Origin of the sequence: Bradyrhizobium liaoningense (assembly GCF_018130785.1) — a bacterium.
GTDB lineage: Bacteria > Pseudomonadota > Alphaproteobacteria > Rhizobiales > Xanthobacteraceae > Bradyrhizobium > Bradyrhizobium liaoningense_A.
Genome location: NZ_JAFCJT010000001.1, coordinates 1138346 through 1151956 on the forward strand (window position 1 = coordinate 1138346; position 13611 = coordinate 1151956).

Consider the following 13611-nt stretch of genomic DNA (forward strand, 5'->3'; position numbering starts at 1 on the left):
GTCCGTTTGGCCCGGGGCGCGGCTTATATGGCACAATTAATTGTGCAATGCAATATTCGTATTGCATTGCGATATCACGAAACCGTGAATAGCCTTAATGGGAGGCAAATCTGGTGCCTCCTTGGCCACCTGGGTTCCCCAACGACCATTAGCGCCGAGCCGCGCTCCTAGTGCTGGACGGCGCCCGGCAGCCCGTAGGCCTCCATTTGGGCCTGGACCTGCGCGATGTTGTGCCCGAGCACGACGATGTCGTGGGTCTTGCCGCCGACGTCCCGGACATGGTCCCGCAACAGAGCCTCGGCCTTGAAGCCGAGGCTCTCGAACAGCGCGATCGCCGCCTGCTGGTCGACCGTCATCTGAACCGAGAGCTTTTCGAGGCCGGCGCCGAGCGCGAGCGCAAAGGTTTCCTGCGACAGCGCCCGCCCCACCCCCTTCCCGCGCACGTCGAGCGAGACCACCATGCGAATCTCGCCGACATGGGGCGACCAGGAATGCGGATCGCGCACCAGCGTGCCGCAGCCGACGACCTTGCCGTCCCTGACCGCGAGCAGGCTCGTGATCGCGCCGCGTTCGATCTCCTTGACCCACGCCGACAGCACCTTCGGCTCGCTGATGTTGCGTGGCAGGAACAACAGATCATGGGTCGGCAGGCCCTTGCCGAAGGCAAGCACCGCGGCCTCGTCTGCAGGCGACATCAGGCGGATCTCGATATCGCCCGCGTCCGTCTTGACCTGACGCGGATAGGAACGCTGCTCACTCATGTCGATCTCTTCCCCAGCCAGGAGTCCAGTTTCGGCCACAGCCGCTTTACCGCATTTGCACCGGCGACCAGCGAGACGTGACCACCCTTCAGCATCACCTCTTCCTTGTCATCCGAGCCGATCTTCGCAATCAGATGCTTTGCGGCATCATAGGGCACGATGTGATCGTGCTCGGCGACCGCATGCAGCATCGGCACCTTGATGTTCTCGAGCTTCGCTGCGCGACCGCCCACCGACATGGTGTCGTTGAACAGCTTGTTGTCCCACATCAGATCCTTGGTGATGGCGCGGAAATACTCGCCCGCAAGCGGCAGCGTGTCGGTCGCCCAGCGGTCGAACATGCGGTACGACTTGACGAACTCGTCATTCCAGATGTTTTCCCAAAGCTGGATCTGGCTCACCGTGCGCGAGGCCGGTCGCAGCATCTCGAACGAGGAAAGGATCATCTCGGGCGGCACGTTGCCGACGCTGTCGACGAGACGATCGACGTCGAAATAGCGGCGGTCGGAGAAATTGGAGAACAGCTTCATCTCACGGAAGTCGATCGGCGTGGTAAAGCAGATCAAATTCTTCATCGGCCCGTCTTTGAAGATCGAGCCGTAAAGCAACGACAGGACGCCCCCAAAGCAATAGCCGATCACGGAGACGTCCTGCTCGCCGGAATCCGCCTGCACGCGGCGGACGCAATCCGGGATGAAGTCGAGGACATAGTCCTCCATGCGCAGGCTCTTCTCCTCCGGCCTCGGCGCGCTCCAGTCCAGCATGTAGACGTCGTAGCCGCGCTTGAGCAGGAATTCGATGAAGCTCTGGCCAGGCACGAGATCGAGGATGTAGCCGCGATTGGTGGTCGCCATCACGATCAAGACCGGCACGCGGTAGATCTCGTCGGACATCGGCCGGTAGTGATAGAGGCTCATGGTGCCGCGCGAATGCAGCACGTCCTTTGGCGTCGAGCCGAGCGAAGGGCCCGAGGTCGAGAAATATTCGACGCCCTTGATGCTGCGTTGGATTGCGCGCTGTACCTCGGACTGGATGCGATCCGGGATCGATGCGAAATCTAGTCCGGTGGCTGCATTCATGTCTGCTCTCCGCCCTCGGACGGCGGGCGCTTGGTGCGCGGCGGTCGCAATGCCGTATCGAAGCCCTGAGATACGCCGGAACCTGCCGCCATCTGGCTCAGCATCCACTTGATCTCACCGATCTGGCCTTCGATGGCTTGCAACCTTTCGGCAAGGCCAGTGACCTGATCGCGGCTGGGCAGGTTCATGGAGACCAGATATTTTTCCATGAGCTCGCCGAGCTGCTTCTGAGCACCTGCAGCAACCCCTCCCGCGCGGTTCATCGCCTGTGAAAACTCGGGCGACGACATGGCCTGGTTGGCGAAGGAGTTGAACCCCTTCTCCATCTCGCCCATCATCTTCTGCCACATGGCGACCGGGTCATTGGTCTTGTCGGTCATCGGCGTCCTCCTGGTATCGAGAGCTGCGATGCCCTTCTTTTTTCGCCATACCACACCGTTGCGAGGGAGCGGTCAACCGGCAGGTCGCGCGGTGCGGCGCACACGGCTTCTTTGCGGCGGCAAACCGTGCGATACAGCATCGATCAGCAGGAGGGAACGCGCCCGTGACCACCCATCAGCCGCCCCAGACCATCCGCGCCAACGGCATCGACATCTGCTACGAGATTTTCGGCAACGACAATGCCGAGCCGCTGCTGCTGATCATGGGGCTCGGGGCGCAGATGATCCACTGGGACGATGCGTTCTGCGAGCAGCTCGCCGTGCATGGGTTTCGCGTGATCCGCTTCGACAACCGCGACATCGGCAAGTCGAGCCATCTGACGGGCGGCAAACGCCTGACGCCGCTCGAGCTATTGAAGCTGCGCTTTCTCAGGATTCCCGTCGCCGCGACCTACAAGCTGATCGACATGGCGAAGGACACGGTCGGCCTGATGGACGCGCTCGGCATCAAGTCCGCGCATCTGGTCGGCGCCTCCATGGGCGGCATGATCGCGCAGGAGGTGACGCTGTCGTTTCCCGAGCGCGTGCGCTCGCTGACCTCGATCATGTCGACGACAGGCAATCCGCGCGTGCCGCCGCCGACACGCGAGGCCTCCGCCATGCTGATGGCGCCGCCGCCGCGCAGCAAGGAGGAGTTCATCGTCCGCTTCGGCGAGACCTGGAAGGTGCTGCGCGCCGGGTCCTTTCCGGAGGAGGAAGCGCTCGATCCTGATCGCGCCGAGCGCGTCTTCGCGCGTGGGCTCAATCCGGCCGGCGTCGGCCGGCAGCTCCGCGCGGTGCTCGCTTCCGGCAGCCGCAAAGAGCGGCTGCATGGCGTGAAAACGCCGACGCTGGTGATCCACGGCACTGTCGATCCCCTGGTCCGGCCCGAAGGCGGCAAGGACACCGCAGAGTCAATTCCGGGCGCAAAGCTGTTGATGATCGACGGCATGGGCCATGCGCTGCCGATGCGCTTCTGGCCCGAGATAATCCGCGCCATCGACAAGCACGCTCATGGGGCGGCGGCGCGGGCGGCATAAACGCGACCGGTCTCCTCGCGGTGACCATAAGAGCTTCCGGTTACTCTCTTAACGCGGGCCGGCGTGAAAGCTATACAGGCCTCCCTCAATCGCAAGACAGAGGCTGCGGCCTCTCGGAGCTCACATGCCTCTCATCGTCCGGTCCGTCGCAATGATTGCGGCTTCCATTCTCATGCTGTCCCTCGGCGGCGGCGCTGCGATGGCCGCCAGCGCGCAGGAAGAAGCCAACCGCGCCGCCGCGCTGGCCTTCTACGAAAAGGGCCTCAATCAGAAGGACGCCGACGCCGCCCTCGCCTATGTCGGCAACCGTTATGTCCAGCACAATCCAAATGCGCCCGATGGACCGGACGGCTTCCGAAAGTTCATCGGCTTCCTGCGTGAAAAGTTTCCGAACTCGCACAGCGAGATCAAGCGCTCATTCGTCGACGGCGACTTTGTCATCCTGCACGTTCACTCCGTTCGCGAGCCCGGCAGCAGGGGCCGCGCGATCTCCGGGCTACAAATCGCCGCCTAGCTCTTCCGCGCAATCCAGATCACATGGCGCGCGCCGCCGCCTCTGCCGGTGGCGCGAATATTGACTTCGTTCACATCGAAGCCGGCGCTGCCGAGGCGCTTGGTGAAGGCCGGATTTGGTCCCGATGACCAGACGGCCAGCACGCCGCCCGGCCGCAGCGCCACCTTCGCCGCCTTCAACCCGCTCGCATTGTAGAGTGCGTCATTGCCCTTCCGGGTCAGCCCCTCCGGCCCGTTGTCGACGTCGAGGAGAATGGCGTCGAAGGCCGACCGCTGCGCGCGGATGATCTCGCCGACGTCGGTCTCCCGGATGTTCACCCTGGCATCGTCGAGGCTGTCGCCGAAGACCTCCGCCATCGGGCCCCGAGCCCAAGCGACCACCGCCGGCACGAGCTCGGAGACCACGATCTTCGCCTTGCTCCCGAGCACAGTGAGCGCCGCACGCAGCGTAAAGCCCATCCCGAGACCGCCGATGAGGACAACGGGTTTGGCGACCGTCTCGATCTGCTTCGCCGCCAGCGTCGCAAGCGCGGCCTCAGAGCCGGACAGGCGGTTGTTCATCAGCTCGTTGGTGCCGAGCTTGATGGAGAACTCCTTGCCGCGCCGCATCAGGCGGAGCTCTTCGTCGGAGCCGGGGATTTTGGCGGTATCGATCTTTTCCCAGGGAATCATGCAAGAGCTTTAGCACGATTTCCGTCGTGGCCCCGTAGCCCGGATCGAGCGCGTCTTGGGCTACGCGCCCGCCCAGACGTCGAGCACGTACCGGTTCTTCGCGCCCATTTCCTCGATCCAGCGCGCAGCCGTGGCGGCATCGCTGCCGCTCTTGTCGCGATGGATCGCCACGAGCGCGGCCTTCACGTCAGGCTCCATCTTGCTGCCGTCGCCGCAGACATAGATGATCGCGCCCTGCTCGATCAGCGGCCAGACCCTGTCCTTCTGCGCGGCAAGCATGTGCTGCACATAAGTCTTCGGTCCATCCGCGCGCGAGAACGCGGTGAAAAGCTCGGCGATGCCGCTCGCCGCCAGCGCCTTCAGCTCGTCTGCGTAGAGAAAGTCCTGGTCGGGATGACGGCAGCCGAAGAACAACATGGCCGGGCCGAGGGCGGCACCTTTCGCCTTGCGCGCGGCGCGCTCCTGGAGGAAGCCGCGGAAAGGCGCAAGCCCGGTGCCCGGACCGATCATGATGATCGGCACGGATGGCTCATCCGGAAGCCGGAAGCCGGCCTTGGTCTCACGAACAGTGGCGTAGATCGCATCGCCCGCGCGCCGATTGGCGAGATAGTTCGAGCAAATGCCCTTGTAGGTGCCGCGCCCGGAGGCAGCCGGCCCCTCGACCACGCCGACCGTGACGCTGCAACGAACTGGGTCGACCGACGGCGAGGAGGAGATCGAGTAATAGCGCGGCGCGAGCAGCGAGAGCATTTCGAGATAAACGTGGAACGGTAACTCGCAGGCCGGATATTCGAGCAGCATGTCGAACACCGATTTGCGCCTGGCCAGAATCTCGGTGCGATAACGCTCGAGCGGCTCGGCCTCCTCGCCAACGAAGACGAGCAGCTTCGGCTTGGTGACCGGGCAACGGGTGTGCTCGGCCATGATCTGGATCTGCTTGCGTGTCGCGACCTGCTGCAATTCGACGAACTCGCTCAGCAGGCGCCCGACCGAGACGGCATCGCCGACCGGCAGCTGCGCGCGGCGGCCTTCGGCCACCTGAAGCCTGATCTGGTCGGCCGGCAGGAAGCCGAAGCGGCGGGCAACCGAATCCACCAGCGTCGGATCGTTGCGCGGGACCACGCTCAAATGATCGCCGACGCGGTAGCTGATATTGGACGGCAGTTGCACCTCGATATGGCGCGTCGAGCGCTCGGACGAATTGGCGCCGGACTTGTTCTGAAGCTCGTCGTTGACCAGCACCTTCATCGCCACAGCACCGCCCTGCGCCACGATGGTGTTGACGGCGGTCACCGCCACCGGCTCGATCGCATAGAGCGGATCGTCCTCGGCCGTACGAGTGAAATTCCAGTCGATGCCGAATTCCTTGGTCGCGACCTGCGCGGCCGCCGGGAACCATTTCTGGAACTGGCCGTCGAGATCGCTGCGCGCATCGCCCTCGCCGCGCGGATAGACCGCGCGGGCGCCGTGCTTCGACAATTGCTCGTCGATGAAGCGCGGCACCGATTGATAGGTCGCCGCCCAGTCGCTGTTGCCGCAGCCGAACACGGCGTAGCGCACGTTGGCAAAGGCATCCTTCGGCAAATCGTCGCCGAGCCATTTGACGAACTGCGTCGCATTATCCGGCGGCGCGCCGTTGTAGGAGGCGCAGATGATCAGCACGCCGCCCTCCTGCGGCAGCTTGCCGACGTAGTCGTCGAGCGGCCCGAGATGCACGGCGAAGCCGTTGATCTCCGCGAGGTCGGCCATGCGCGTCGCGAGCTCCTCGGCCGTGCCGAGATTGGAGCCGTAAAGCACCAGCATCGGCGTGTTGTGGCCGGGGCGCGCCGTCGGCTGACGCGGCGCCTTGGGCGCCGAAGCCGCTGCAGCGACAGGGCCCCCATAGGCACCGCGCTCGCGATCGGCACGCGGACGCACCTTGATCTTGAAGCCCTCGGGCTTCATGGTCAGCGTTTCTTTCAGATGCAGCTGATAGCGCTGGTGGTCGATCAGCTTGAAGCGCTGGAGGATCATGCCGAGCGCGAGCGCGGCCTCGTGCATGGCAAATCCGCGGCCGATGCAGGCGCGCTGGCCGTTGCCGAACGGCTTCCAGGCATTGATCGGCCGCTTCGCCTCCGCTTCGCGGCTGAAATTGTCGGGATCGAAGGCGTCGGGATTCGGACCCCAGACCGAGGGATCGCGATGCAGCGCGGTCACCAGGATGGTGGTGAAGGTGCCCTTCCTGAGCCTGTACCTGCCGCCGCCGATGGTCTCGTCGTTCAGCGGCGAGATGCCATAGGCCGGCGCCGGCGGCCACAGCCGCAGCGCCTCTTTCAGGATCTGCGTGATGTAGGTGAGCTGCGTCACCTGCTGGTAGGTCGGCTTCGCATTGACGTCGGGGCCGAAGATGCGGTCGACCTCGTCATAGGCCTTCTTGAGAATGTCGGGGTGCTTGAGCAGCGCGTAGAGCGTGTAGGACAGCAGGCCGCTGGTGGTCTCGTGCCCCGCGATCAGGAACGTGTTGATCTGGTAGCGGATGTTGATGTCGTCGAGTTGCTCGCCGCTCGAGCGATCGACGCCGGTCATCATTGCCGCGAGCATGTCCTTCTTGTCGTCGATCCCTTCGGTGCTCTTGCGGCGCTCGGCGATGATCTCGTCGACCATCTTGTTCATGAAGGCGACGTCTTCTGCGAGCGTCTTCCGGCGCTTCTGCATCCAAAACTGCTCGAGCGGCAGGCCGCGCGTCATCATGATGGTTTCGAGCGAACGCACCAGCGACTCGACGAAGGGATGGTAGTCGCGTCGATAGAACGAATTGAAGCGGTACTCGAAGCCGCACAGGCCGATCGTGTCCAGCGTCAGCGCAGTCATGTCATGGACGACGTCGATCTCGTCGTCGGCATTGAGCCGCTCCCATTTGTTGACGAGCTGCTCGGCGATATCGACCATGCTCGGGTGATAGGACTGCATGGCGCGGTTGCCGAACGGCTGAAGCAGGATGTTGTGCGCCTTGCTCCAGTTCGGTTCCCTGGTGTCGGCCGTGAACAGGCCGTCGCCGCCGACCGCTCGCACGCGCCGCAGCGCGCCGCGCACCGTCTTGTCGAAACGCTTTTCGTCGGAAAGCTCGTCGACGAGATCGTGGCCGGAGACGACGACGATCGGCGAGCCCATCATGTCGAGCCAGAAGATCGGACCGAGCTCCTTGGCAAGCCGCGTCAGGTGCTGCACAGGCGCAGCCGAATCCAGCGACAGCATGTTGCCGACCACCGGCTTGGTCGGCGGATGCGGGATCGGGTCCAGTCGGTTCTTGGCTGACATCGAAATGTAGTCCCCCTGCCTCAATGTCGTCATTGCGAGCGAAGCGAAGCAATCCAGAATATATCCGGAGGCAGTCTGGATTGCTTCGTCGCTTCGCTCCTCGCAATGACGAGTTCGCAATGACGAGCTAGCCAAACCGCCTTCTACGCCATTCGATCAGCTTGGCGCTGACCTCTTCCGGCTTCTCCTGCTGCGTCCAATGGCCGCTGTCGCGGACCAGATATTTTTCGAGATCGGGAATCAGCTTGTCCATGCCATCGGCGGAGGACGGCGGCAACACCGCGTCGTTCTCGGCCATGATCATCAGCGACGGCACGCGCACGGTATGATCGAGCCCCTCGGCGCGCGTCCAGTTACGCGACATATTGCGGTACCAGTTGATACCGCCGGTAAAGCCGGTTCTGGTGAAATTGTCGACGAACACCTTCTTCTCTTCCGGCGACAGGATCGGCGTCCGCGGATCATGCTTCGCGTCATAGGCCGCAATCATCTGCGGAAACGCCAGATTGACCCGCGGCGAAGCGCCGACGCCGGCGATCACTTCCTCTGCCGGCGCGTCGGGCGGACGCGGCGCCGGCTTGCGCATGAACGCATCGAATGTCTGCTCGACACGACCGCCAAAGATCCTGTCGGGTTCACGCGCCGGATCCTGGAACTGCACGATGTACATCTTGTCGCCGAAGCGGGCGCGCAGCAGCTCGATCGGATCAGCCCAGGCACGGTTGGTATGGGGAGTGTTGATGCCGACCACCCCCGCAACCCGGTCGATGTGCCGCAGCGGCATCTGCCAGACGATGAAGCCGCCCCAGTCGTGACCAACGAAGATCGCCTTGTCGATCTGGAGGTGATCGAGGAGCCCGACGAGGTCACCGGTCAGATTTTCGATGTCGTAGGCCTCGACCGGCTCGGGCCGGTCGGTCGCGCCGTAGCCGCGCTGGTCCGGCGCGATCACCCGGATGCCGGCCTCGCTCAGCGCCTTGATCTGGTGACGCCAGGAGAAGGCGAGTTCCGGCCAGCCGTGGCACAGCACCATCGGCGGCTTGTCGCTGACCGGGCCCGCCTCGTAATAACCCATGCGGATTCCGTTCGTCTGCACGAACTTGAGCGGTGGCATTTCAATCATCGCAATGTTCCTACTCTGCGGCGCCCTTGACGTCGGCTGCCGGCGGCGCGTAGGCCGCTTCGAGCGCAGCAAACTCCTCCGGCAGCATGTCGCACATCACCTGCACATGCGGAATGATGTTGGCACCGACGATGAAGCCGAAATCGAGCTGGTCGCGATAGCTCTGCACAGTGATGTTGAGCGCCTGTCCATGCGTCGAGATCGACACCGGGAAGATGTGCAACAGCTCCGCGCCGGCGGCATAGAGCGTCTGCCGCGGCCCCGGCACGTTGGACACCGTGATGTTGGCCGCCGGCGGCAGCACATCCGACAGGTTCGAGCGGCTGTAGAGCAGTGCCAGAACCTGCACCATCATCGGCGCACCCAGCATCGAGATATTGGAAATCTGCGGCATCAGGGCCCGCAACGGATGCGACATCTCCTTGGACTTGGTCGACTGCGCGATGATCGCCTCCAGCCGCGCCTTGGGATCGTCGACATTGGTCGCGATCGAGCAGATCATGCCGAACACCTGGTTGTTGGCCTCGGTGTTGCCTTCCTCGCGCAGCGAGATCGGCACGGCGGCGGTCAGCGATTTCGCCGGCAGCGTGCCATATTGCTGGAGGTAGCGCCGGACCACGCCGGAGGCGAGCGCCAGCACCACGTCGTTGAGCTTGCCGCCGGCCTGCTTGGCGAGCGCCTTTGAACGCGATAGCGAGATCGAGACGCCGGCAAAGCTGCGTTCCGAGGAAATCGTCTTGTTCAGCATGGTCGGCGGCGACACCATGCTGGCGAGGCTTTCCCGAGATTTCGGATCGGAGATTTTGCCTAGCACTTCGGAGACGCTCTTGACCATGGTCGGGATGTTGCCGGCGAACCGCACGGCGCTCTCGATCTGGTACATCGCATTGTCGAACAGGATCGAGCCGATGTCGCTCTTGCCCGTGCGCGGCAGTTGAAGGTTCTTTGCGGCCGCCGAGGCATCGAGTGGCTGGGTGAAGAGCTGCTGATAGGAATCGAGCAGGTTGGCGGCGATGTCGCGCGGCTCCTGTCCGGGCCTCGCTCCCGCCGTCGGCGGATCGACCTTCCGGGGGATCGGCGAGATATCGTAGATCATGTTGGTCAGCGCCGCCCCGGCGCCGCCGTCGATGGCGGCATGGTGCATCTTGGAATAAAGCCCGACCTCGTTGTCCTTCATGCCCTCGAACACGTAGAACTCCCAGAGCGGCCGGGCGCGGTTCAAGAGCTTGGCGTGCATCCAGCCGACGATGCGTTCAAGCGTGGCGCGGTCGCGCGGCTGCGGCAGGCTGGCGCGGAAGATGTGGCGGTCGATGTCGAACTGGTCGTCCTCGACCCAGGAGGGATGATCGATATCGAGCGGCGCCTTCTCCAGCCGCGCCTTCAGGATCGGCGCGATGTGCAGGCGCGAGACGATCATCGCCTTGAAGTCTTCGAAGAAGTCGCCCTTGTAGTCGTCAGGCAGGCGAAAGATCGCCATGCTGCCGACATGCATCGGCATCTCCGGCGTTTCCAGATAAAGAAATGATGCGTCCAGCGACGACAGCTTCTTACCGTCAGCCATAGGTCCCTCCGCTAATTTTGACGGGCGCCTTTGCCGGCGCTTCTCGTCAGGCCGATACTGCCCGTTCCGGCGGGGCATATGCAATGGCAAACGGCCCTGCCCGGTCGAACGGCCAGAATTCCCCCTCCGGTTGCGCCAGACGGTCCGCCACGGCCCACAGCGCCGCGGGGTTTACGCCGAGCCCGATATGGCTCGCCAGGTGCACCTCGATGTTCTCGGCGCGGTCGGAGGGACGCAACAAACAGGTTCGCCAGTTCACGACACCGTCGGCGCGCGAATAGATCGACGTCGCCGGCACCGGCAGATCGTCGGCGATCGCCTCGCGCAGTTCGGCAAAATCCTCGACACGATCGCCGGACAACGCCTCGTAGAGCCGCGTGGCGTTGGTCGCCCGCACGTCGTTGGCAAACGGGCTGCCGAGCGTGACGACGTAACGGACCATCTCGGGCGCCTGGAGTGCGAGATCGCGGGCATAGACGCCGCCGAGACTCCAACCGACCAGGCTGACCTTGCGTCCGCTGGTGGCGTGGATTTCGGCGAGCCGCGCGCGCAAGGCCTCCCTTATCCGCCCCAGCCCACCGAGATTGCGTCCCATCCGCCAGGCATGCGCCTCATAGCCGAGCTCGCTGAGATAGCGCCGCATCGGCACCATCGAGAGATCGCTGGCGAGAAAGCCCGGCAGTGCCAGCACCGGATGGCCGTCGCCTCTGGGCGCGCGCATCAGGACCGGCGACAGCAGCAGGCTGGCGTTGAATTCGAACAGCCCACGGGCTTCGGCGAGCAGCAAGCCGAGGCTCGGCGGACGAAGCCGGCCTGAGGTCTGCGGCCCGTCCGGCCCCGGCGGCATTATTTCTTCTTGTCGCCGCTGCGCGGGCTGCCGAGGCCGGCCATGGTGACGAACATGTCCTGAAACCGCTCCGCGATCTTCGGATCGAAGGTGAACCAGCTCTGGATCAGCGATTCCGGCGAGACCTTCTCGATGTTGCTCAGAACCTGCTGCTGGAGCTTGTCCATCACCGCCGTCTGCATCGGCGCCACGTCGGGCAAACCGAAGAACTGGCGGGCTTCGAGGGGGGTACAGTCGATTTCGATGTTAACTTTCATGTCCCCTCCAGATGAGATTCGAGCGGCCTGTCGCAGTATCGCCGCGAGACGGTGTGCAACGCAAGCGACCTGAGGCAGGTGGCCGGGCGCCGGCCTCGGACATGGTCAATCAAATCGGTCCGCCGGGCGGCCTGCTGGCCGTTTCCGCGTTTATTCCCCTCGCCGATCGAAAGTCGAATGTCGCCGGGATGCCTCTCACCCCCAAATTGTCGGTCAGTATTGCTGCACAGCGGTGCAACTTGGCGCGTTCCTTGCTGGAATGGCGCTTGCACGGGTCGAGAACTCTGGGCAACATGGATCGATCGGCCCCACCGAACAATCAAAAATGACGGTGCGGGCGAGTGGAGAGGGTCAAAAATGTCAGTCGGACGAAGTCTGTTTGCGGCGACGCTCGCCGGTGCGCTTGCGTTGGCGGTCTCGCCGGCATCGAGCCAGACGCTGCGCTATGCCAACCAGGGTGAGCTCAAATCGCTCGACCCCTACACGCTCAACGAGTCGACCACCCACGCGCATCTCGGCCATGTGTATGAGGGCCTCGTTACGCGCGACAAGAACCTGAAGATCATCCCGGCGCTCGCCGAAAGCTGGGAGACGCCGGAGCCGACGCGCTGGCGCTTTCATCTGCGCAAGGGCGTGAAATTCCACAATGGCGACCCCTTCACCGCGGATGACGTGGTGTTCTCGGCCGAGCGCGTGCGGGCCAAAGGCTCGAACCTGCTGAGCCGAATTCCGGCCGACGCCAAGGTCGTCAAGGTCGACGATTACACCGTCGACTTCATCCTCACCGCGCCCAATCCTATTCTGACGGCGCTGTGGGCGACCTGGTACATCATGGACAAGAAATGGGCAGAGGCGAACGATGCGGTGGCACCGACGCCGGCCGCCGCCACGACGCCGAGCTACGCCTCGCTCCACGAAAACGGCACCGGCCCCTTCATGATCGAGAGCCATCAGCCGGGCGTGAAGACCGTCTTCAAGGCCAATCCGAACTGGTGGCGCAAGCCAGAACATAATCTGAAGGAGATCATCTTCACGCCGATCGCATCGGAGGCCACGCGCGTCGCGGCCCTGCTGTCGGGCGAGGTGGACGTGATCGAACCGGTTCCGGTCCAGGACATCCAGCGCGTCAATTCGAGCCCGAACGCCACCGTGCTGACGGGACCTGAACTGCGCACCATCTTCGTCGGCATGGACCAGTCGCGCGACGAGCTGCTGTACTCGAACATCAAAGGCAAGAACCCGTTCAAGGACATCCGCGTCCGCGAAGCCGTCTACAAGACGATCGACGTCGACCTAATCAAGAACCGCGTCATGCGCAGCCTCTCGACACCGTCCGCGTTGATGATCGCACCGGAGCTCTATCCGCTGTCGAAGGACTTCACCCGGCCAAAGCCCGATGCCGAGGCCGCCAAGAAGCTCCTGGCGGAAGCAGGCTATGCCGACGGCTTCGAGGTGACAATGGACTGCCCGAACGATCGCTACGTCAATGACGCCGCGATCTGCCAGGCTATCGTCGGCATGCTCGCCCGCATCAACATCAAGGTGAACCTGCTGGCGCAGCCCAAGGCGCAATACTTCGCCAAGGTGCTGAAGCCCGGTGGCTACAAGACCTCGTTCTTCATGCTGGGCTGGACCCCTGACACGCTGGACTCCCACAACGTGATGCACGACATCATGGGGTGCCGCGAAGATCCCAAGGATCCCAACCGCGGCGAAGCCAATCTCGCCGGCTACTGCAACAAGCAGTTCGACGAGCTCGCCGACAAGGTGCTCCTGGAGCCTGATACGACTAAGCGCGATCAGTTGATCAAGCAGGCCTATGAGCTCGCGATCAAGGACTACGCTTACGTTCCGCTGCATCAGCAGGCGCTCGCCTGGGGCGTGTCGAAGAAGGTGAAACTGACCCAGCGCGCCGACAACCAGGTCCTGCTCTATTGGGCGACCAAACAGGACGAGTAGGTTGTTGAGAAGTTGCGAAGTCCCGGAAGCCAAGGCTTCCGGGACTTGTTGTTTAGGGCTAACGCGATGATGCGTGCCGCTGA

General features: G+C 63.5%; 12 protein-coding genes. 3 read left to right on the forward strand and 9 right to left on the reverse strand.

What is annotated here, in order from left to right:
- Nucleotides 1-167: 167 nt before the first annotated feature.
- The 3 genes from JQ627_RS05010 to JQ627_RS05020 are packed head-to-tail and all read right to left on the reverse strand — an operon-like array spanning nt 168 to nt 2220.
- On the reverse strand, nt 168-761 hold the full coding sequence (locus JQ627_RS05010; protein WP_212483015.1) for a GNAT family N-acetyltransferase: 594 nt from the start codon (nt 759-761) through the stop codon (nt 168-170).
- Entirely contained in the window at nt 758-1840 is a 1083-nt protein-coding gene (locus tag JQ627_RS05015; protein WP_212483016.1) for an alpha/beta hydrolase, read from the reverse strand. Before JQ627_RS05015 ends, JQ627_RS05010 begins: the two co-directional genes overlap by 4 nt.
- The gene (locus JQ627_RS05020; RefSeq protein ID WP_212483017.1) at nt 1837-2220 is read right to left on the reverse strand and encodes a hypothetical protein; all 384 of its coding nucleotides are present in this window, start codon (nt 2218-2220) and stop codon (nt 1837-1839) included. The genes JQ627_RS05015 and JQ627_RS05020 overlap by 4 nt, the downstream gene beginning before the upstream one ends.
- 164 nt (nt 2221-2384) lie before the next feature.
- Here JQ627_RS05020 and JQ627_RS05025 point away from each other — a divergent pair, with 164 nt between their 5' ends.
- Complete coding sequence (locus tag JQ627_RS05025) at nt 2385-3299, forward strand: alpha/beta fold hydrolase (protein ID WP_212483018.1); 915 nt, start codon at nt 2385-2387, stop codon at nt 3297-3299.
- Between the two features lie 124 nt (nt 3300-3423).
- Nucleotides 3424-3813 carry a nuclear transport factor 2 family protein gene (locus tag JQ627_RS05030; protein ID WP_212483019.1) on the forward strand — a complete coding sequence of 130 codons (390 nt, stop codon included), beginning with the start codon at nt 3424-3426 and terminating at the stop codon, nt 3811-3813.
- Here the strand turns inward: JQ627_RS05030 and JQ627_RS05035 are convergent.
- The 6 genes from JQ627_RS05035 to JQ627_RS05060 form a co-directional block, all read right to left on the reverse strand.
- Nucleotides 3810-4484 carry a spermidine synthase gene (locus JQ627_RS05035; RefSeq protein WP_212483020.1) on the reverse strand — a complete coding sequence of 225 codons (675 nt, stop codon included), beginning with the start codon at nt 4482-4484 and terminating at the stop codon, nt 3810-3812. The genes JQ627_RS05030 and JQ627_RS05035 overlap by 4 nt on opposite strands.
- 60 nt (nt 4485-4544) lie before the next feature.
- Complete coding sequence (locus tag JQ627_RS05040; protein WP_212483021.1) at nt 4545-7781, reverse strand: bifunctional cytochrome P450/NADPH--P450 reductase; 3237 nt, start codon at nt 7779-7781, stop codon at nt 4545-4547.
- A gap of 127 nt (nt 7782-7908) precedes the next feature.
- On the reverse strand, nt 7909-8904 hold the full coding sequence (locus tag JQ627_RS05045) for an alpha/beta fold hydrolase (RefSeq protein ID WP_212483022.1): 996 nt from the start codon (nt 8902-8904) through the stop codon (nt 7909-7911).
- Nucleotides 8905-8914: 10 nt separating this feature from the next.
- Nucleotides 8915-10465 carry a wax ester/triacylglycerol synthase family O-acyltransferase gene (locus tag JQ627_RS05050; protein ID WP_212483023.1) on the reverse strand — a complete coding sequence of 517 codons (1551 nt, stop codon included), beginning with the start codon at nt 10463-10465 and terminating at the stop codon, nt 8915-8917.
- 46 nt (nt 10466-10511) lie between these two features.
- Nucleotides 10512-11312 carry a triacylglycerol lipase gene (locus JQ627_RS05055; RefSeq protein ID WP_212483024.1) on the reverse strand — a complete coding sequence of 267 codons (801 nt, stop codon included), beginning with the start codon at nt 11310-11312 and terminating at the stop codon, nt 10512-10514.
- A complete protein-coding gene (locus tag JQ627_RS05060; protein ID WP_194476990.1) occupies nt 11312-11569 on the reverse strand; it encodes a DUF6489 family protein in 258 nt (85 codons plus the stop codon). The genes JQ627_RS05055 and JQ627_RS05060 overlap by 1 nt, the downstream gene beginning before the upstream one ends.
- Nucleotides 11570-11926: 357 nt before the next feature.
- Between JQ627_RS05060 and JQ627_RS05065 the strand changes: the two genes are divergently transcribed.
- Nucleotides 11927-13528: an ABC transporter substrate-binding protein gene (locus tag JQ627_RS05065; protein ID WP_212483025.1), complete on the forward strand. Its 1602-nt coding sequence runs from the start codon at nt 11927-11929 to the stop codon at nt 13526-13528.
- The last annotated feature ends 83 nt before the right edge of the window (nt 13529-13611 follow it).